Origin of the sequence: Streptomyces sp. NPDC048484 (genome assembly GCF_040651415.1) — a bacterium.
GTDB lineage: Bacteria > Actinomycetota > Actinomycetes > Streptomycetales > Streptomycetaceae > Streptomyces.
Genome location: NZ_JBEZJY010000015.1, coordinates 160,505 through 179,217, shown reverse-complemented (window position 1 = coordinate 179,217; position 18,713 = coordinate 160,505). Strand labels below are relative to the sequence as shown.

The window sequence follows — 18,713 nt, the reverse complement described above, 5'->3', positions numbered from 1 at the left end:
CGTTGAACAGGGACACACAGCCGCCCGTACTAAGGAGCGGCACGAGTATCCCCGCTCGGGCCGCCCCTCAAGGACGGAGGGTCCATGGCCGACAATGTCACCTCGCTGTTCCGCACCGGCGCGCACAGCCCCTCGATGGCCACGCTGGCACGCGAAAGCGGGGAGGCGGGTCCGCTGGACTTCTGCATCCCGTGCAATCCGTATTTCCCCACGCCCGCGATGTTCGACGAGCTGACCCATCGGCTGCGCGACATCATCACGTACTACCCGAGCAGCGCGGACACGATCACCGCTGAGCTGTGCAACCTGCTCCAACTGCCGCCGCAGTGCGTGGCCATGGGCAACGGGTCCACGGAACTGATCACCTGGATCGACCACCTGCTGGTCCGGGAGTCGCTCGCCATCCCCGTCCCCACCTTCGGCCGCTGGACGGACCAGCCGCTGGAGACCGGCAAGCGCGTCGACATGTTCCCGCTCCAGGAGAGCAACGGCTTCGCCCTCGACCCGGCGCAGTACATCCAGTTCATCCGCTCCCGTGGCACCCGCGCGGCCGTCATCTGCAACCCGAACAACCCCGACGGCGGTTTCCTGCCCAAGCAGACGATCCTGGCCTTCTGTGACGCGCTCGCCGATCTGGACCTCATCGTCATCGACGAGTCGTTCCTGGAGTTCGCCGACGCGGAGAACGAGCCGAGTGTCGTCGACGAGGCGGTGATGCGGCCCAACGTCATCGTGCTGCGCAGCCTCGGCAAGAACTTCGGTCTGCACGGCGTGCGGTTCGGCTACATGGTGGCCAACCCGGGCCTGGCGGGCAGGATCCGCTCGATGCTGCCGAAGTGGAACCTCAACGCCTTCGCGGAGACCGTGGTGTTCATGCTCAAGGACCACGGGCCCGAGTACATGGAGAGCCTGCACATGGTGCGCCGCGACCGGCTCGACATGGCGCGCCAGCTCTCCACGCTGCCCGGCCTCACGGTCTACCCCTCGCAGGGCAACTTCCTCTTCGTGCGCCTCCCCGTGGGCGCCGAAGGCACCGTGGTCCGGGACCGGCTGCTCACCGAGCACCGGATCCTGGTCCGTGAGTGCGGCAACAAGATCGGTTCGTCCAGCCGCTTCCTTCGACTCGTGGTGCGCCCCCAGGAGGACGTACGCCGCCTGGTGTCCGGCCTGGAATCGGTGCTCTACGGGGCCAGGAGGGGAACCGCCGTGCCCGAGCTGAGCACAGGCATCAACTACAGCTCGGGTACGGCGGCGGTCGACCGGCTCGTCGGTTCGACCAACGGGCAGGGATATCCGGGGCTCGCCGCCTCGGCGAACGGGATGGTCGGGCAACCGCAACCGCAACCGCAGCAGCAGCAGCCCCAGCCGCTGACCGCCGGCGGGGGCTGGGGCGGAATGGCCGGGCAGCCCCAGCAGCCCCAGCAACCCCGGCAGCAGCCCCGGCAGCAGCCCCGGCAGCCGCAGCAGCAGCCACAGCCGCTGGTCGCCGCGGCGAACGGGATGGTCGGGCAACCGCAGCCGCTGACCGCGGCCCAGACCCGCGGCACGACGGGCATGCCCGGTGGGCTGACCGCCGTGGCCGCCCAGGGCCAGCCCCAGGGGTTCCCACAGCAAGGGTTCCCGCAACAGGGGTTCCCGCAGCAGCCCCAGGCGATGCCGCAACCGGTGCCTGTGCCTGTGCCTGTGCCCCAGCAGCCCGTGCCGCAGCAGCCCACCGGCTGGCCTAACACGGCCCCTGCGTCCAACGGCGCGGGGTGGCCTGCGGCCGGCGTCGGCTGACCCGGTCGGTCCCCCACTGGTTCCTGGTCGAACCCCGGCTGACCCCCGGTGGGGCTTATGGCAAAAGATCGCGCAGTTCCCCGCGCCCCTTGAGGCGCGGGGACCGTGTCAGGCCGCGTTGAAGCGCCACTGCTGGCACGTGTTGTTCAGCCAGGTCCACTGGCGGACATCGGCCCCGTCCGCGGCAGAGCAGTCGGCGACGTCCGCCACCTTCCCGGTGGCCTGGTTCACCACCCGCACGTAACCCCCGCTCGTGGTCAGGAACCGGAACCGCTGGCAGGTGTTGTCGAGCCAGGCCCACTGCCGTAGGTCCGCCCCGTCGGCGGACGAGCAGCCGGCCGTGTCCAGCACCTTGCCGGACGCCACATTCACCAGCCGGCTCGTATCGTCGCCCCGGTCCTCCACCCGCCACTTCTGGTGGTTCCCGCCGTTGCAGGCGTACTGCTGGACGTTGGCCCCGTCGGCACTCGAACCTCCCGCCACCTCAAGGCACTTACCGCTGTTGCGGTTGGTGAGCGTGTACGTCGTCGACGCACTCGAAGGCTCCCCCGACGGCCCGGCCAGACTCGCGCCGAGCGCGACCGGCGTACCGAGGTTCGGCGACCCGTCCGCGTTCCAGGTGAACTTCTGGGCCCGCGTGGTCCGCCCGTTGTCGCAGCCGTCGCTCGCGCTGTCGTTGGCGTGGTAGACGATCCAGCTCTCGGTCCCGTCGGGCGAGTTGAAGAACCCGTTGTGCCCGGGCCCGTACACCCCGGCGCTGTCGTTGCGCTGGAAGACAGGCGTGGACTTCTTCGTCCAGGAGGACGCGGAGAGCGGGTTCGAGCCGGTCAGCGTCAGCTGCCCGAGCTTGTAGTCGGGCGTCCAGCACCCGCTCGCCGAGTAGATGATCCGCGTCACCCCGCCCCGCTGCAGTACTTCGGGCCCCTCGTTCACCGTCCCGCCCGACTTCTCCCAGTCGTACGTCGGCGTGGAGATCGTCGAGAAGGAGCCACTGAGCGTGTAGGGGTTGGACAGGGGCGCGATGACGAGGTTCTGTGTCCCGCCGCTCGCGCTGCCCAGCAGATACAGCTGCCCGTTCACGTTCAGCACGCTCGGATCCAGCATCCAGGCGCTGTTGAGCTGGTTCTTGTACGTGTACGGGCCCATCGGGTCGGAGCCGGAGCTCTCCAGGACGTGGGTGCGCTGGGTCGGGATGTAGTCGGAGACGTTCTGCCCGGCCACGAAGTACAGGTACCACCTGCCGCCGGAGTAGAAGAGTTCGGGCGCCCAGATGTTGCAGCAGCGCGAAGCCGCGTCGCCCTTCCACACCTGCACGCTGGGCGCGGTCGAGAGCCCGGCGAGGGTGGGCGACTTCCGCATGGTGATGACGTCGGTCCAGCTCGTCGTCACCATGTAGTAGTTGCCGTCGTGGTACGAGATCCAGGGGTCGGCGCCCTTCACCGACTTGACCGGATTGCTGAAACCGGCCGCGCTCGCCGACGGCTGGCCGAGAGACAGGGCGAGCAGGAGCGCGGCCAGCAGGGTCAGTAGGCGACGGGCCATCCGCTGCTCCAGTTCAGGAGGTTGATGCCGAGTTTGGGAGTGCCGTTGTCCTGGCCGTCGTAGTAGTGGTAGACGATCAGGTCGCCGTCCGAGTCCGCCATGATCGACTGGCCGCCGGGGCCGATGTACCGGCCGTGCGACTCCAGTACGGGCGTGCCGCCGTTGTTCGTCATGGCGACGCCGCTCTTGTCGTAGTACGGCCCGGTGACGGTGGTGGCCCGGCCGACCTTGACCTTGTAGGTGGAACCGGTGCCGGCGCAGCAGGTGTCGTACGAGGCGAACAGGTAGTAGTAGCCGTTCCGTTTGACGATGGACGGCGCCTCGACGGCCTTGGTGCCGGTCGGGCGGGACGCGATCGAGTAGCGCGTGGTGTTCGACGAGAGCTGCTTGCCGGTGGACGGGTTGATCTGGATCATCTTCAGCCCGGTCCACCAACTGCCGAAGGACAGCCACCACTTGCCGTCGCTGTCCACGAACAGGTTCGGGTCGATGGCGTTGTAGTCGCCGGAAGTGGTGGACGTGTAGACCGTCCCGTAGTCGCTCCAGGAGCCCGGCAGTCCGGTCGTCGAGCCGGCCAGACCGATGGCCGACTTGTTCGAGCCGAAGGTCGAGACCGCGTAGTACATCAGGTACTTGCCGCCCTGGTACGAGATGTCGGGCGCCCAGGCCTCGGTCGCGTACCCCGACCACCAGCTCGGCTTGGTACCGAAGGCGTCGGCGCCGGCGCTGAAGGCGATCCGGTTGGTGGACGTCTTGTGGCCGAGGCCGCCGCCGGTGGCGTACAGCAGGTACTGGCCGGAGGAGGTGCGGATCATCGTCGGGTCGTGGACGACGGTCGAGCCGGTGACGGTGCCCGGATTCGGGTACGCGGAGGCGGTGGTGGGGACGAGGGCGAGCAGGATCGCCGCGGGGACGGCGAGGAGTGCTGTTCTGCGGGTCCCGCTGGAGGTGCGGCTCACGCGGATCCTCCTACGAAGGGGATGAGTGGGGGGAGACGAAGTATCGAAGAGGTCGTAGCGGCCGTAGAGGTCGAAGAGACGACGTAGACAATCCGTTCGACATCACGAACGCCGGTCATGGCTTCGAACGGGAACGTAGAATCGAACCCCTTGCGCGTCAACGGTTCGCACAGCACCTCGCGCCCCGGGAAACGTCGAAAGTGTTTCGACGGCTCAGCTGTCTCACAAGCGACTTGACGAGCCGTCACTTTGCCCAACGCACAGCGATTCGACAGATTCCGTTTCTATGGTGCCGTGTTCATGACAGACACATCGATCGGACGACGAACCCTGCTCATCGCCACGGGCGCCACCGCGGCGACACTGGCCGTGGGAGCCACGGTCCAGGAGACCCCCACCGCCGCCGACCAGATACCGGCGGCCGCCGCGGCCGTCTGCACCCTCACGAAGGAGATGACCGAAGGCCCGTACTACCTGGACAGACAACTGGTCCGCGCCGACATCCACGAGAACAAGACCGGCATTCCGCTGAAGCTCACCCTCACCGTCGTCGACGACGACACCTGCGCTCCGCTCGGCAACGCGCTGGTGGAGATCTGGCACTGCGACGCGCTCGGCGAGTACTCCGGGTTCGTCGGAGGAAACGGGCACGACGAGCCGGACAACGGCACGTTCCTGCGCGGCGGGGTCCTGGCGGGCTCCGACGGCATCGCGAAGATCACCACCGTCTACCCCGGCTGGTACGTGGGGCGCTGCATCCACATCCATGTGAAGGTGCACACCGGCGTCACACTGACCGCCGACGGTTCCTTCGAGGGCGGCCAGGAGCTGCACACCGGGCAGCTGTTCTTCGACGAGACCATCACCAAGAAGGTGGCGCTGGTGCCCGTGTACGCGGCCAACACGGTGCGGCGGACGACCCTCGCACAGGACGGCATCTACGACGAAGGGGGCGCGGCCTCCGGGCTGCTCACCCTCACCGCACTGGGCAGTTCGACGACGGCGGGTTACGCGGGCACCCTCACCCTGGGCGTCGAAACCGGCTGATCGCCTGATCGCCTGATCGTCGTCCACGGCCGAGCGGCGGCTTGTCGCGCAGTTCCCCCGCACCCCCAAAGACGAAAGGCAGGGGCGCAGCCCCGCCTTTCAGGGGCGCGGGGAACTGCGCGACAAGCCCCCACCGGGCCCGCGGCGCAAACTCATCCCCTCGTCCCCGACCCCGCCCCGCTGCGGCTGAGGACACGCATGCCGCAGGCGTCCACGACCCGCACCTGGAGCGAGCCGCACACACAGCGGGTCCACACGGTGTGGCCGCCCGCGGTGCCGTGCCGGGACACCACCTGGAAGGGCTCGGCACGGTCCGGCCACCCGCAGTGCGGGCACGCGTCGCTGCCGGGCCTGCCGGGCCTGCCGTGGTCTGTGCTGGCGGGGCTGGTCATCTTCAACTCCTCCTTGGGCGGGATGGTCGGTCGGACCGTCGCGACACACCCAGGGTGTAACGGGACATCTGTGTACGTCCAGGTTGACTTTCCAGACCAGACCTTGAAGCCTGGACTTCATGATTGATCTGCGCCGGCTTCATGTCCTGCGGGCCGTCGAGCACTACGGCACGGTGACCGCCGCCGCCCGCGCCCTGCATCTGACGACCTCCGCCGCCTCGCAGCAGGTCCGCCAGCTCGCCCGTGAACTGCGGGTCGATCTACTGGAACCGCAGGGGCGCGGGGTGCGGCTGACCCCGGCCGCGCGAAGTCTGATCACCCACGCGGACGCGATCCAGGCCCGCTGGGACCAGGCGGAACTCGACCTGCGGGCCGACCACGACGATCCGGCCGGACTGCTTCGGGTGACCGGCTTCCCGATGGCCGTCTCGGTGCTGCTCGCCCCGATGGCGGCCCATCTGCGCGAGCGCCACCCCCGGCTCTCCGTCCGGATCCAGGAGGCGGACGTCCTGGAGAGCTTCGACCTGCTCTTCGAGGGCGGGACCGACCTCGCGATCGTCGAGGCGACCCCGCGCAACCCGCCGCTCGGCGACGCCCGCTTCGACCAGCAGCCACTGCTGGACGACCCGTTCGACCTGGTCGTGCACAACACGCACCGGCTGGCGGGGCGCGACCGGACGGACCTCGCGGAGGCCGCGCGCGAGGACTGGATCGCGCCGGTCCATGAGAGCCCCTGCCTCCCGCACGTGCTCTCCGCGTGCGGTGCCGCCGGCTTCACCCCCGAGGTCGTCCACAAGGCGATGGACTGGAACGTCATGGCCCACCTCGTCGCGCACGGCCTCGGGGTCGCGCTCATCCCCCGGCTCGCCCATCTGACCCCCCACCTGCCGATCACGCGCGTCCGGTGCACCGGCGACCCGCACCGCAAACTCCTCACCTGCACCCGGGCCGGGGGCCACGAACGCCCGGCCGTGGCGGCGGCACTGAACGAGCTACGGGAACTGGCACCGACAGCGGTGGCGTGAACGTCACAGGGGAACGTCATAGAGGGGCGCACTAAGGTCCCCCTGTCGGACCGTGTACGCGGAGCGGGGAAGGTGAGTGAGCGGTGGAGGTGCTGGGACACGGGGCGGGCCTCGACGAACTGCTGCGGCTCGTGCGGCGACAGGGAAGCCCGGCCGAGGTGCTGGAGCTGCTCGGCCGGCGGACCGGCGCGGAGGTCGCGTGGATCGGGCGCGGTGGCGCGGTCCGCGCCGCCACAGCCGGATTTCCCCGGCGACTGGCGGGCGCGCTGACGGAGCACGTGGAGCGCCTGACCGACGGACGGCTGGCCGCGGCCACCACACGGGTCGGCGAGCTGGAGGTGCACCTCGAAACCTTCGGCGGGCGCGAGCCGCGTCCGGTGCTGGTGACCGCCGGCACGTCGGCGCTGTCGCGGGACGCGGCCGCGCTGGTCTCGCAGGCCGGCGGTCTCATCGACCTGCTGAGCCGGGCGTCGGAGGCCGACGACGGCTCACTCGGGTACGAGGCGAAGGCCCGGCAGGTGCGGTTCGCGGTACTGACCGCCCTGATGGCCGGTGACGTCACGATGGCCCGGCGGATGACCACCGGCGACGTCCCGCCCATCCTGAGCGCCGAGCGGGTGCGGGTCCACCTGCTGCACTGCACCCCCGCCGACCGCGACCGTCTGACCAGGACCTACCTGGACTCCTCCGGCTATCACGGCGCGGGCCTGATGGTGCACTGCCCGGCGTTCAAGGAGCACCTGATCTGCCCCGTCGCCGAGGACGCGGAACTCGGCGGGCGGTTCCGGCACGGAGAGGTGCTGCGCCGGCTGGTCCGGGAGAATCCCGGGTACGCGCTGGGCGTCAGCAGGCCGCATCCCCTCGCCGCCACGGCCGAGGCCTACGGCGAGGCCCTGCACGCGCTCGCCGTCGCCCGCAACTCGCCCGAGCGGCTGGCCGCCTACCGGGGCCGGCCCTCGCTGGTGCACGTACTGCCCCGGCACGCGGCCCTCGCCTGGGCGCGCGCCTTCCTGGAGCCGCTGAGCACCGTCCCCAAGCCCACCGTGGACGTCGTACGCCTCATCGCGATGTTCCCCCGGTCGGCCGTGGCCCGCCTGCTGCACCTCAGCCGCACCACCGTCGCGGCCCACTGCCGCCGGGCGGAGGCGGCGCTGGAGATCGATCTCGGCGAGGTCCGTGTCCGGGCCACGCTCGACCTGGCCCTGTCCCTGTCCGCCCTCCAGCCCGACCTCGCCGTCGCCGACACCCAGGTCGCGCCACCTCTCGGGGAACTCCTGCAGGGCACGCCCGCCGTCACCTGGGCGGAGACGTTCCTCCGCCCCCTGCGCGACACCCGGCACCCGAACCTGTACGCCACCGTCGGGGCCTGGATCGACGCCAACACGGACGCCCAGCGCACCGCCGCCCACCTGGGCCTGAGCCGCAACACCGTCCGCGCCCACCTGCGCGCCGCCGAACATCTCCTCAACCGGGACCTGCTGACCACCGGCTCGGGCATTCACGACATCGTGCACGCCCTGCACGTGACAGGTGCGCAGCGTGCACAGCCGCCCACCGAATTTGGCCAGTGTGCACGGTGGTCGTCGACGGATGTCGCCTCTTAACGTGCACAGTGCGCGGCGAATGGCCCACGGGGGAGGTCATTCGCCGCGACCCCGAAACCCCGCTACGGCCATGGCCGCCGATGGACTGGCCTTCCTCCACACCCAGATGCAGGCCGGCCGGTGCGGCCCGGTCCTCGCCGCCGCCGTCGAGAACCGCATCGTGGGCGCGATCGGCCCCATGGAAGTACGCCCCGACGCGATCGGATGCCCCCAGCTCCTGCCCCAGTACTTCGCCGTCCTGCCCGAGGCCCGAGGACAGAACCTGGGCCGCGTCCTCTGGCGGACCGCGATGCACTGGGGCCAGTCCCACGGCGCCGCCTACCAGCTCCTCCAGACCGAGGTCGGCGGTCCCTCCGACATGCTGTGCCAAACCGAAGGACTGACCTCCCTCGGCTTCAGCCACACCAGACAGGCGTAGCAGCCGGATCTCGATCGCCCCAAGGTGCCAGCCGATACAGCGCCGCTGCGCCCGGAGGACGGCAGACCAGGTACCCGCATGCCGGGTTGGCCGGGCGAGATCGTGCTGAGCGGGGGCGCCACCTACGACAGCGATCTCCTGGGCAACACCCTCGCCTTCCTTGCCTACCAGGCGGCCGACCCGGTCGAGGGTACGGAAATCGCGGCGAGTTCCTGCGCGGAGTGCCTCAACTGCCGCAGGCGCAGCCCGCAGGCGCCGCGACTTCGGCGGTTTCGTTCTGCCCGGAGCAGCAGGCGTCGCCGTCCAGGGCGGCGCTCTTGCCCAGCTGGTCGGCGTCGGCCTTGACGACGTAGACCTCCCACGGCTCCTTGCCGGGGCCGTGGACCCATACCTTGTCCTGGAGGGCGTAGCAGCAGGAGGTGTCGTTCTCCTCGAACGTCGCGAGGCCCGCGTCCTTGAGCCGGGTCGTGGCGGCGGTGACCTCGTCGGTGGTGTCGACCTCGACGCCGAGGTGGTCCAGGCGGGTCTCCTGGCCCGGCTCGCCCTCGATGAGGACGAGCTTGAGCGGCGGGGTGGTGATCGCGAAGTTCGCGTAGCCGGGGCGCCGCTTGGCGGGTTCGGCGCCGAACAGTTTGGAATAGAAGGCGACCGACGCTTCGAGGTCGGCGACGTTGAGCGCGAGCTGAGCACGGGACATGGCGGTCTCCCCGATCGGGTTGTATTGATGCCTGTCGATGCAACCTTGCGCCTTGGATCGAATAACGTCAACATAGAAGTATGTCGAAACAAGAGCTTGTGGTGATCGGCCAGGACGGCGCCGAAGGATGCTGCCCCGCGCTGCTGACCGCCCCACTGGACGAGGACCAGGCCACCGAGCTGGCGAAGGTGTTCAAGGCGCTGGGCGACCCGGTACGACTGCGGCTGCTGTCGATGATCGCCTCCCGCGCCGGCGGGGAGGTCTGCGTCTGCGACCTCACCCCGGCCTTCGATCTGTCGCAGCCGACCATCTCCCACCACCTCAAACAGCTGAAGCAGGCCGGGCTCATCGACTCCGAGCGGCGCGGAACGTGGGTGTACTACCGGCTGCTGCCGCAGACGACCGACCGCCTGGCCGCGATCCTCACCCGCCCTGCCGGGCAACCGCTCGCCGAGACCGCGCCCGTCGGAGCCGTCTCGTGAGCGTCGACACCACCATCACAGCAGCGCCCGCGGGCCCGGTGGCCGGTCGGCTGTCGTTCCTGGACCGCTTCCTCGCCGTGTGGATTCTGCTCGCGATGGCCGCCGGCCTCGGCCTGGGCCGCCTCGTGCCCGGCCTGGGGGACGCGCTCGCAAAGGTCACCGTCACCGGCATCTCGCTGCCGATCGCGCTCGGCCTGCTCGTGATGATGTACCCGGTCCTGGCGAAGGTCCGCTACGACCGTCTGGACACCGTCACCCGCGACCGGCGCCTGCTCATCCCGTCCCTGGTCCTGAACTGGGTCGTCGGCCCGGCCCTGATGTTCGCCCTCGCCTGGCTCTTCCTGCCGGACCTGCCCGAGTACCGCACCGGCCTGATCATCGTCGGCCTGGCCCGCTGTATCGCCATGGTCATCATCTGGAACGACCTCGCCTGCGGCGACCGCGAAGCCGCCGCCGTGCTCGTCGCCCTCAACTCCGTCTTCCAGGTGATCGCGTTCGCCGCGCTGGGCTGGTTCTACCTGCACGTGCTGCCCGGCTGGCTCGGCCTGGAACAGACGGCACTCGACGTGTCGGTGTGGGAGATCGCCCGCTCCGTCCTGATCTTCCTCGGCATCCCCCTGCTGGCCGGGTTCCTCACCCGCCGCCTGGGCGAGAAGGCGAGGGGCCGCACGTGGTACGAGACGACGCTGATCCCGCGTATCGGCCCGTTCGCCTTGTACGGGCTGCTGTTCACCATCGTCGTGCTGTTCGCCCTCCAGGGCGACGCCATCACCTCCAAGCCTCTGGACGTCGTACGGATCGCGCTGCCGCTGCTGGTGTACTTCGCCGTGATGTGGGCCGGGTCCATGGCCGCCGGCCGCGCGGTCGGCCTGGACTACCCGAAGGCTACGACGCTGGCGTTCACCGCGGCGGGCAACAACTTCGAACTCGCCATCGCGGTCGCCATCGCCACCTTCGGCGCCACCTCCGGGCAGGCCCTCGCGGGAGTCGTCGGCCCACTCATCGAGGTGCCGGTCCTGATCGGCCTGGTCTACGTCGCCCTGGCCGCCCGCCGTTTCTTCCCTCACCTCACGCCGACGGCCGGACCTGCCGTCTCCCCGGAAGGTTCCGCCCGTGTCTGAGTCCAAGCCGTCCGTGCTGTTCGTGTGTGTCCACAACGCCGGCCGCTCGCAGATGGCCGCCGCCTTCCTCACCCACCTCTCCGAGGGCCGGGTCGAGGTCCGCTCCGCCGGGTCCGCACCGGCCGACACCGTGAACCCGGCCGCCGTCCGGGCCATGGCGGAGGCCGACATCGACATGTCCGCCGAGACGCCGAAGGTACTGACCGTGGAAGCGGTGCAGGCGTCCGACGTGGTGATCACCATGGGCTGCGGCGACACCTGCCCCGTCTTCCCCGGCAAGACGTACCTCGACTGGAAGCTCGACGACCCCGCAGGACAAGGCGTCGGAGCAGTCCGACCCATCCGCGACGAGATCGAGCGGCGCGTCCGTGGCCTGCTCGCCGAACTCGGCATCGAGACGGCATGACCGCCGCCGCACCGGCCACCGGCGAACACATCACGACGATGCAGCCTGAGCACGCCGAACAGGTTCTGGCGATCTATCAGTTCGGCATCGACGAGGGCGACGCCACCTTCGAGACCGCCGCCCCCGACTGGGAGAGGTTCGACGCGGCCAAGCTGCCCGAGCACCGTCTGGTCGCCCTCGACGAGAAGGAGCGCGTCCTGGGCTGGGCCGCAGTGGTGCCGGTATCCGACCGCTGCGCGTACGCCGGAGTGGTCGAGCACTCCGTCTATGTCAGCCCCGAAGCCCGCGGCCGCGGCGTGGGGCTCACCCTGCTGACCGCACTGCTGGCCTCTACCGACGCCGCCGGAATCTGGACGGTGCAATCCGGGATCTTCCCCGAGAACACAGCCAGTCTCGCCCTGCACCACAAGGCCGGATTCCGCGTCATCGGCACCCGCGAGCGCATCGGCCTCCACCACGGCCAGTGGCGTGACGTCACCCTCGTCGAACGCCGCAGCCCGACCATCAGCTGAGCCCGACCATGGTCGCCCGGTCCACCACAGGCCTCATCCTCACTGGGAGGACGGCCCCGGCGACGACACCGCGAGCGAGACCTGAGCGGACACGCAGACACGCAGACACATGGAAGCCGTATCTCACCCGACCACGAACGGTTGAGATACGGCTTCTCAGCAGGTCAGGTCAGGTCAGGTCAGGTCAGGTCAGGTCAGGTCAGGTCAGGTCAGGTCAGGTCAGCCGGATCATGTTCCAGGAGAGTGGTTCCAGGGTGGCCGTGAGCCTGCCGTCCTGGAGCGTGGTTCCCGTGACGTCGTGCGGGACGACCCGCTCCGGGTCGTCGAGGGTGTTGCGGGCGTCCGGGTCCGCGTCGGACAGCGCGCTGTGCTCCACGACGGCCGTCAGGCCGAGCGAGCCGAGGGAGACTTCCAGCGGCAGCGCGTCGGTCCGGCTGCGGTTGACGGCGAAGACGGTGACCGAGCCGTCCTCGGCGCGCACGGCGGTGGCATGCAGCAGGTCGGCCTCGCCGTACTTCTTGGTCTCGTACGTCGGTGAGTCGACGCGTACGTCGAGGACCTGGCCGCGCCCGTACCGCGAGGCCTGGGAGAACGGGAAGAAGGTCGTCTGGCGCCAGGCCGGGCCGCCCGGCTCGGTCATGATCGGCGCGATGACGTTGACGAGCTGAGCGAGGCACGCGACGGTCACGCGGTCCGCGTGCCGCAGCAGCGCGATGAGCAGCGAGCCGAAGACGACGGCGTCGGTGACGTTGTAGTTGTCCTCCAGGAGGCGCGGCGCCTCGGGCCAGTCGTCCTGCTCGAACGTCGTCGCCTTCTCGTGCCAGCGGGAGAGGTACCAGACGTTCCACTCGTCGAAGGAGAGGTTGATCCTCTTCTTCGACTTCAGCCGCGCGCCCACGTGGTCGCAGGTGGCGACCACGTTCTCGATGAAGGACTCCATGTCGACGGCGGAGGCGAGGAAGGAGTCGACGTCGCCGTCGACCGGTTCGTAGTAGGCGTGCAGGGAGATGTGGTCGACGAGGTCGTACGTCTCCTTCAGGACCGTCGCCTCCCACTCGGCGAAGGTCTCCATGGACTGGCCGGAGGAGCCGCAGGCGACCAGTTCGACGCCGGGGTCCTGCTGGCGCATGGCGCGGGCGGTCTCGGCGGCGATCCGGCCGTACTCCTCGGCGGTCTTGTGGCCGGTCTGCCAGGGGCCGTCCATCTCGTTGCCCAGGCACCACAGCCGGATGCCGAAGGGGTCCTTGTCACCGTGGGAGGCCCGGAGGTCGGACAGGGCGGTGCCGGCGGGGTGGTTGGCGTACTCCTGGAGTTCCAGGGCCTCGGCGACACCGCGGGTGCCGAGGTTGACGGCCATCATCGGCTCGGCCTGCGGGCCGACCTTCTTCAGGAAGCCGATGTACTCCGAGAGACCGAAACGGTTCGTCTCCGTGGAGTGCCAGGCCAGGTCGAGGCGGCGGGGGCGGCCCTCGGCCGGGCCGACGGAGTCCTCCCACTTGTAGCCCGAGACGAAGTTGCCGCCGGGGTAGCGGATGGTGGTGACGCCGAGTTCCCTGACCAGGTCGAGAACGTCCTGGCGGAGGCCGGCCTCGTCGGCGGTGGGGTGCTCCGGCTCGAAGATGCCGGTGTAGACGCAGCGGCCCAGGTGTTCTACGAACGAGCCGAAGAGGCGGGGGTTGACCTCGCCGACCGTGAAAGCAGGGTCGAGGGTGAAGCGGGCCTTGTTGTGCATGGTGCCTTGTTCGCCTTTCGGTGAGGGGCGGATCTACCACAGGGGGCAGACGACGAGCATGGCGTAGGACTTGTGCGAATCCGAGGCTTCCCGCGACCGTCAGCCCACTCAGTCCCGCCAGGAGCTGCCTGCGATTCAGCGAGATTCTTGCGAGGAGCTCCAGGTGTTTACGCCGGGGAGGAATCGCGTCGTGTGGTGGCGACGCGGAGCGTCGCAGCATCCAGGGGTTTGGGTGCGGAGCGCCCGTAGTGCTGTCCGGCGGAGCCGGACGAAAGGGAACGCGTGAGCGAGTGATCACTATTTCGTGGTCGGTTGTGCGAGAGGTGCCCGCTTGTGCGGACGGCTGCGTAGCGTCGGGTCCGTGAAACTCACCGTGCAGGTCAAACTCCTGCCGACGCCCGTACAGGCGGTGGCACTTGAGGCGACCCTGCACGCCTGCAACGAGGCCGCCACCTGGGCGTCCGAGGTGGCCTTCGCCAAGGATGTGAAGCGGAACTTCGCGCTGCGCGAGCACACCTACACCGAGATCAAGCAGCGGTGGGGGCTCGGCTCGCAGGCCACCCAGCACGTGGTGAAGAAGACCTGTGACGCCTACACCACGCTGAAGGCGAATCTGAAGGCCGGGAATCTGGGCAAACCGTGGTCCAAGCGGTGCCGGCGGGCCGCCGAAAAGCCGGTCGCCTTCCGGCCCGAGGGCGCACAGCCCTACGACGACCGGATGCTGTCCTGGCAGATCACGGAGCGGACCGTCTCGATCTGGACCCTGTCCGGGCGGATGAAGGGAGTGGCGTTCACCGCCTCCCCTGAACACCTGGCCCGTCTGGCCCTGTACCGCAGGGGCGAGTCCGACCTGCTGTACCGCGACGGCATGTGGTTGTTGAACGCCACCTGCGAGATCCCCGAAACCGAACCGAACGCGGAGCCGGACGGCTTCCTGGGCATCGGCCTGGGGATCGTGAACATCGCCACCACCTCGGACGGCGAGATCATGGCAGGCCGCGCCCTGAACCGGGGGCGGCTGCGCGAACGCACCCTGCGCGCCAAGCTGCAACGTAAGAACACCCCGTCCGCCAAGCGCCGGCTGAAGAAGCGCAGGCGCAAGGAAGCACGGCGGGCGAAGGACATCAACCACAAGATCGCGAAACATGTGGTGGCCGAGGCAGAACGCACCGGACGCGGAATCGCCCTCGAAGAACTGACGGGCATCCGTGAACGGGTACGGCTTCGCAAGCCCCAACGGGCCACCCACTCCAGCTGGAGCTTCGCCCAGCTGGGGCAGTTCATCGCATACAAGGCCAAGAAGGCCGGGGTGCCGGTGGTGTACGTCGATCCGGCCTACACCTCCCGCACCTGCGCCGAATGCGGCCACGTAGACAAGGCGAACCGCGTCTCCCAGGCGTGGTTCGCGTGCAGGTCCTGCGGATTCGTTGATCACGCAGACCGCAACAGCTCCCGCAACATCCGTGCTCGCGCGGAAGAGTTGTGGCGACGCGGGGCGCAGCCAACCGCCCCAGACCCACCCCGCGAACCCGGGCGTGGGACAGGACGCAAGCGCAGCACCACACCCAGTGGCGCCCGCTCTGCAAGCCCGTCGCTTCAGCGACAGGTAGTTGGCGCCAGGTCGTCCCATGCCCTGCCCTAACTGTTCGAGTGTCCGACTATCCGGCCTTCGGCCATCTACCTGTTCGACTGTTCGAGATTTCGGTGGATGCTCGTAACTTCGAACGGACCGTAAGTAGGAAGCGCTTACTCGTCAATGTTTGCGCGAAAACAGCGACCCTCGCCTGCAGAGCAGACGAGGGCCTCAGGGTGTTGCGCGCTGTCAGCCCGCGAACGGAGGCTGGGGCAGGCCCTTGCCCGCGCCGGGGACGACGAGCACCGAGCCGGCGAGCGGGTGCGGCGCCTCCAGGCCCGTACGGGCGGTCGTGATGTACAGGTCGGTCAGGTCGGCGCCGCCGAAAGCGCAGGCCGTGGGCCGCGGTACGGGCAGTTCCACCACGCGGTCCAGCGCACCGGAGGGGGTGTAGCGGCGGACCGCACCCCCCTCCCAGAGGGCGACCCAGACGCAGCCCTCGGCGTCGACGGTGAGCCCGTCGGGGAAGCCGTCGCCTTCCTCGATCACGGCCAACTGGCGCCTGTTGGCGATCTGTTGGCCGTCGAAGTCGAAGACGTCGATCCGGCGCGTCGGCGAGTCGATGTAGTACATGAGGCGGCCGTCGGGGCTCCAGCCCGTGCCGTTGCTCACCGCCACGTCGTCGAGGACGACTCCCACCGTGCCGTCGGGGGCGACCCGGGAGAGCGAGCCGCCGCCCGGCGCCTCGTCGTAACGCATGGTGCCCACCCACAGGGCGCCGTCGGGCGCGACCGCCGCGTCGTTGGCCCGGCGGCCGGGGACGACCTCACGGTGCAGCCACCGGAAATCCTCGGCGCCGCCCGAGAATGCCTCCGCCGAGCCCGCTGAGGGCTCCGAACCTGCTGAGGGCTCCGAGTCGGCCGATGGCTCCGAGCCGCCGGAGCCATCGACGGAACCCGGGCCGTAGAGGCCCACTCCGTCGCGGAGGTTGACGACCAGGCCGCCGCCCGCCCGCGGCTTGGCGGCGCCCACGTGCTGCTCGGTGGCCATGACCGTGCGCCGCCCGGAGACCGGGGCGTACGTGAACACCCGGGATCCGAGGATGTCGATCCAGATCAGCCGCTGGGCGTCGACGTCCCAGGTGGGACCCTCACCGAGGGCCGCCTCCGCCCGGACGGCCACTTCGTACGCGTGCGTCCGTGTCATCCCACGCTCCGGTATCCGAGCCGCTCCGACAGCTCGGCCGCGCCCTTGGCGGCGAGCTGCTCCAGCTCCACCCGGCGGTCCTCGCTCCAGCGGATCATCGGTACGGAGATGGAGAGCGCGGACACGACCTGGCCCGTGCGGTCGCGCACCGGCGCGGCGACACAGCTGACGTCGGGGTTCGACTCGCGGCTCTCCACCGCGATGCCGCGGGCGCGGATCCCGGCGAGGGCCTCCCGCAGGGCGGCCGGCTCGGTGATGCTGTTCGGCGTCATCCGGATCAGGTCGGCGTCGGCGGGGATCCGCGAGGTCAGCTCGGGCTCGGACAGCGAGGCGAGCAGCATCTTGCCCACGGAGGTGCAGTGGGCGGGGAGCCGGCGGCCCGCGGCCGACACCATGCGCACGGCGTGCGTGGAGTCGACCTTGGCGATGTAGATGACGTCCGTGCCCTCCAGGATCGCCACGTGCACGGTCTCGTCGCAGGTCTCCGCGACGGACCGGGCGACCTGCTGCCCCTCGGCGGCGAGGTCCAGCTGCTCGGAGTAGCGACTGCCGAGCTGGTACGGCCGCACGCCGAGCCGGTAACGTCCGGGCTGACCCGGTACGGGCGTGATGTACGACCGGGCAGCCAGGGTCGTCACCAGTTCGTGCACGGTGGTGCGCGGCAGCTGGAGCCGGCGCACGATGTCGGGGGCGGAGAGCGTGCCGTCCCCGTCGAGGAAGAGCTCGAGTATGTCGAGAGCCCTGGTTACGGCAGGTACGAGGCGTCCCACAACTGGCCCCCTCCCTTGTGTTCGAAATTTCAACAGCCGATCGGCATAGCGAACACAGGCTACTCAAACCGGTTACGCCGGGCAATGGGCGTGCCGAAGGGGTAGCGGAGTCCGTGGCTCAGCACCGGCGCGCGGCCCGCCCGGTTCGCCCGGTTCACCCGGTTCGTCGCTCAGTGCCGGCTCGCGGATCGCCCGGTCCGCCTCTCAGCGCCGGGCGCGCGGATCGCCCAGTTCGCCCCGTAGCCGCTGGGCCCTCAGTACCAGTTCCAGCTCGAAGCGCCGGTCGGGATCGTCGACCTCGTCCCCCCAGAGTTCGCGGATCTGCCGAAGGCGATACCGCACGGTCTGCGGGTGGACCCCTAACCGGGCGGCCACCTCGGGAGCGCCGCCCCGGGTCTCCAGCCAGGCCAGCAGGGTCTCCGCGAGCCGCCGCCCGTGCGTGGGACCGCAGTGGGCGAGCGGCTCCAGACACCGCAGGGCCAGGTCGTCGATCAGCTCCTCGGGCTGCAGCAGGACCAGCGCCTCGGTGTGCTCGGTGCAGTACAGCACCTCTCCCGCAGGCAGCAGGCCGCGCTCCATCAGCCGTACCGCCGCCTCGGCCCAGCGCAGCGACTTCGCCGCGTCGGACAGCGGCACGGGCGGGCCGATCGCGCCCGCCCAGCCCGTCAGCGCCCGGTGCAGCAGTTCGGGGCGCCCGGCTGCGTCGGGTTCGGGGATGACCATGCGGGGCTGCTCGTACTCCATGTCCAGCAGTACGCCCTGGCTCACGGCGGGGGCGACGGCCTCGCGGGCGGGCCGCAGCAGTACGCCGACCGCGACCTTGACGGGCAGCGGCCAGCCGATCCGCGCGGCCCGTTCGGAGAGCGCCCCGGCCGGTTCGCCCCGGTGGTGCTCGGCGAGCAGCAGTTCCATCAGCCCGCGCTGCAGGCGCAACCGCTCCCCGGCCTGCCGGGCGGCGGCCTCGGCATAGCCGCGCACGGACTGGTCGACCAGTCCGTCCAGGTACTCGTATCCGGCGTCGACCAGTTCGTACATCGCGGGCGGCGGGATCTCCACGCGCTGTCCTATCTCGGCGAAACGGCGCCAGGCAAGCCGTACGCCGAGCCGGTAGATCGCCTGGAGCGCGTCGAGGCTGCGGCCGCTCAGCTCCTCGCCGCGGCCGAACTCCTGGAAGACCTCGGGGTGCACGCGCGGCCGGCCCTCGGCGGTCTCCAGGTGCTGGACGAACACCTCGATGGCGCGGCGGATCCCGACCAGCGCCATCGGTTCGCCGGAGTCGTCGAGCACGACGGGCAGGTGAGGGTACTCGTGCCGTATCTCCTGAAGGATCTCCTGGGCGAGCACGGGTGCCTCGGCCATCGCGAGCGCGGCGAACTGCCGCACCTGGAGGGGCGGTACGTCGTGCCAGGCCGAGCGCACGGTGACGGGGCCTTGCCGAAGAGCCATGG

Annotated in this window: 17 protein-coding genes and 1 pseudogene; 10 read left to right on the top strand and 8 right to left on the bottom strand. The window is 69.8% G+C overall.

Features of this window, described 5'->3' with window-relative positions:
* The first annotated feature begins 84 nt into the window (after window positions 1-84).
* Window positions 85-1,779, top strand: coding sequence for a histidinol-phosphate transaminase (locus AB0D14_RS17535; protein ID WP_362779669.1), 1,695 nt, complete (start codon window positions 85-87; stop codon window positions 1,777-1,779).
* 108 nt (window positions 1,780-1,887) lie between these two features.
* On the opposite strand, the gene AB0D14_RS17530 is transcribed toward AB0D14_RS17535, so the two are convergent.
* Entirely contained in the window at window positions 1,888-3,321 is a 1,434-nt protein-coding gene (locus tag AB0D14_RS17530; RefSeq protein ID WP_362779665.1) for a family 43 glycosylhydrolase, read from the bottom strand.
* Window positions 3,303-4,280: an arabinan endo-1,5-alpha-L-arabinosidase gene (locus tag AB0D14_RS17525; RefSeq protein ID WP_362779662.1), complete on the bottom strand. Its 978-nt coding sequence runs from the start codon at window positions 4,278-4,280 to the stop codon at window positions 3,303-3,305. Before AB0D14_RS17525 ends, AB0D14_RS17530 begins: the two co-directional genes overlap by 19 nt.
* Before the next feature lie 300 nt (window positions 4,281-4,580).
* Between AB0D14_RS17525 and AB0D14_RS17520 the strand changes: the two genes are divergently transcribed.
* Window positions 4,581-5,327 carry an intradiol ring-cleavage dioxygenase gene (locus AB0D14_RS17520; protein WP_362779660.1) on the top strand — a complete coding sequence of 249 codons (747 nt, stop codon included), beginning with the start codon at window positions 4,581-4,583 and terminating at the stop codon, window positions 5,325-5,327.
* 152 nt (window positions 5,328-5,479) lie between these two features.
* Here AB0D14_RS17520 and AB0D14_RS17515 read toward each other — a convergent pair whose 3' ends face one another.
* Entirely contained in the window at window positions 5,480-5,719 is a 240-nt protein-coding gene (locus AB0D14_RS17515) for a hypothetical protein (protein ID WP_362779657.1), read from the bottom strand.
* Window positions 5,720-5,838: 119 nt separating this feature from the next.
* Between AB0D14_RS17515 and AB0D14_RS17510 the strand changes: the two genes are divergently transcribed.
* The 3 genes and pseudogenes from AB0D14_RS17510 to AB0D14_RS17500 all read left to right on the top strand — a co-directional run.
* Window positions 5,839-6,744: a LysR family transcriptional regulator gene (locus tag AB0D14_RS17510; RefSeq protein WP_362779655.1), complete on the top strand. Its 906-nt coding sequence runs from the start codon at window positions 5,839-5,841 to the stop codon at window positions 6,742-6,744.
* Window positions 6,745-6,827: 83 nt separating this feature from the next.
* On the top strand, window positions 6,828-8,348 hold the full coding sequence (locus tag AB0D14_RS17505; RefSeq protein WP_362779653.1) for a helix-turn-helix domain-containing protein: 1,521 nt from the start codon (window positions 6,828-6,830) through the stop codon (window positions 8,346-8,348).
* Window positions 8,349-8,418: 70 nt separating this feature from the next.
* A pseudogene (locus AB0D14_RS17500) lies at window positions 8,419-8,766 on the top strand (GNAT family N-acetyltransferase); the annotation flags it as partial.
* A 226-nt stretch (window positions 8,767-8,992) separates the two neighbouring features.
* Here the strand turns inward: AB0D14_RS17500 and AB0D14_RS17495 are convergent.
* A complete protein-coding gene (locus AB0D14_RS17495) occupies window positions 8,993-9,463 on the bottom strand; it encodes an ArsI/CadI family heavy metal resistance metalloenzyme (protein WP_362779650.1) in 471 nt (156 codons plus the stop codon).
* An 80-nt stretch (window positions 9,464-9,543) separates the two neighbouring features.
* Here AB0D14_RS17495 and AB0D14_RS17490 point away from each other — a divergent pair, with 80 nt between their 5' ends.
* Genes AB0D14_RS17490 through AB0D14_RS17475 form a run of 4 tightly spaced genes read left to right on the top strand, consistent with a single transcriptional unit; the run spans window position 9,544 to window position 11,984 of the window.
* Window positions 9,544-9,945 carry a metalloregulator ArsR/SmtB family transcription factor gene (locus AB0D14_RS17490; RefSeq protein WP_362779647.1) on the top strand — a complete coding sequence of 134 codons (402 nt, stop codon included), beginning with the start codon at window positions 9,544-9,546 and terminating at the stop codon, window positions 9,943-9,945.
* A gap of 14 nt (window positions 9,946-9,959) precedes the next feature.
* Window positions 9,960-11,066, top strand: a complete 1,107-nt coding sequence (gene arsB / locus AB0D14_RS17485; RefSeq protein ID WP_362779717.1) for an ACR3 family arsenite efflux transporter — start codon at window positions 9,960-9,962, stop codon at window positions 11,064-11,066.
* Window positions 11,059-11,472 (top strand): arsenate reductase ArsC, encoded by a 414-nt coding sequence (locus AB0D14_RS17480; protein WP_362779645.1) that lies wholly within the window; start codon window positions 11,059-11,061, stop codon window positions 11,470-11,472. The genes arsB and AB0D14_RS17480 overlap by 8 nt, the downstream gene beginning before the upstream one ends.
* Entirely contained in the window at window positions 11,469-11,984 is a 516-nt protein-coding gene (locus tag AB0D14_RS17475; RefSeq protein ID WP_362779643.1) for an N-acetyltransferase family protein, read from the top strand. Before AB0D14_RS17480 ends, AB0D14_RS17475 begins: the two co-directional genes overlap by 4 nt.
* Window positions 11,985-12,198: 214 nt before the next feature.
* Here AB0D14_RS17475 and AB0D14_RS17470 read toward each other — a convergent pair whose 3' ends face one another.
* A complete protein-coding gene (locus AB0D14_RS17470; protein WP_362779640.1) occupies window positions 12,199-13,716 on the bottom strand; it encodes an alpha-N-arabinofuranosidase in 1,518 nt (505 codons plus the stop codon).
* Between the two features lie 361 nt (window positions 13,717-14,077).
* On the opposite strand from AB0D14_RS17470, the gene AB0D14_RS17465 reads away from it, so the two are divergent.
* Entirely contained in the window at window positions 14,078-15,358 is a 1,281-nt protein-coding gene (locus AB0D14_RS17465) for a transposase (protein WP_362779638.1), read from the top strand.
* Between the two features lie 180 nt (window positions 15,359-15,538).
* On the opposite strand, the gene AB0D14_RS17460 is transcribed toward AB0D14_RS17465, so the two are convergent.
* From AB0D14_RS17460 to AB0D14_RS17450, 3 genes are all read right to left on the bottom strand, one after another.
* Window positions 15,539-16,495, bottom strand: a complete 957-nt coding sequence (locus AB0D14_RS17460; RefSeq protein WP_362779637.1) for an SMP-30/gluconolactonase/LRE family protein — start codon at window positions 16,493-16,495, stop codon at window positions 15,539-15,541.
* Window positions 16,492-17,265 carry an IclR family transcriptional regulator gene (locus tag AB0D14_RS17455; protein WP_362779634.1) on the bottom strand — a complete coding sequence of 258 codons (774 nt, stop codon included), beginning with the start codon at window positions 17,263-17,265 and terminating at the stop codon, window positions 16,492-16,494. Before AB0D14_RS17455 ends, AB0D14_RS17460 begins: the two co-directional genes overlap by 4 nt.
* 204 nt (window positions 17,266-17,469) lie before the next feature.
* A complete protein-coding gene (locus AB0D14_RS17450) occupies window positions 17,470-18,711 on the bottom strand; it encodes a helix-turn-helix domain-containing protein (protein ID WP_362779632.1) in 1,242 nt (413 codons plus the stop codon).
* Window positions 18,712-18,713: the final 2 nt, after the last annotated feature.

Coding starts and splice junctions, on each gene's coding strand:
- AB0D14_RS17520 (WP_362779660.1), top strand. CDS start 4,581: ATGACAGACACATCGATCGGACGACGAACCCTGCTCATCGCCACGGGC.
- AB0D14_RS17515 (WP_362779657.1), bottom strand. CDS start 5,719: ATGACCAGCCCCGCCAGCACAGACCACGGCAGGCCCGGCAGGCCCGGC.
- AB0D14_RS17475 (WP_362779643.1), top strand. CDS start 11,469: ATGACCGCCGCCGCACCGGCCACCGGCGAACACATCACGACGATGCAG.
- AB0D14_RS17490 (WP_362779647.1), top strand. CDS start 9,544: ATGTCGAAACAAGAGCTTGTGGTGATCGGCCAGGACGGCGCCGAAGGA.
- AB0D14_RS17470 (WP_362779640.1), bottom strand. CDS start 13,716: ATGCACAACAAGGCCCGCTTCACCCTCGACCCTGCTTTCACGGTCGGC.
- AB0D14_RS17450 (WP_362779632.1), bottom strand. CDS start 18,711: ATGGCTCTTCGGCAAGGCCCCGTCACCGTGCGCTCGGCCTGGCACGAC.
- AB0D14_RS17535 (WP_362779669.1), top strand. CDS start 85: ATGGCCGACAATGTCACCTCGCTGTTCCGCACCGGCGCGCACAGCCCC.
- AB0D14_RS17510 (WP_362779655.1), top strand. CDS start 5,839: ATGATTGATCTGCGCCGGCTTCATGTCCTGCGGGCCGTCGAGCACTAC.
- AB0D14_RS17530 (WP_362779665.1), bottom strand. CDS start 3,321: ATGGCCCGTCGCCTACTGACCCTGCTGGCCGCGCTCCTGCTCGCCCTG.
- AB0D14_RS17495 (WP_362779650.1), bottom strand. CDS start 9,463: ATGTCCCGTGCTCAGCTCGCGCTCAACGTCGCCGACCTCGAAGCGTCG.
- AB0D14_RS17460 (WP_362779637.1), bottom strand. CDS start 16,495: ATGACACGGACGCACGCGTACGAAGTGGCCGTCCGGGCGGAGGCGGCC.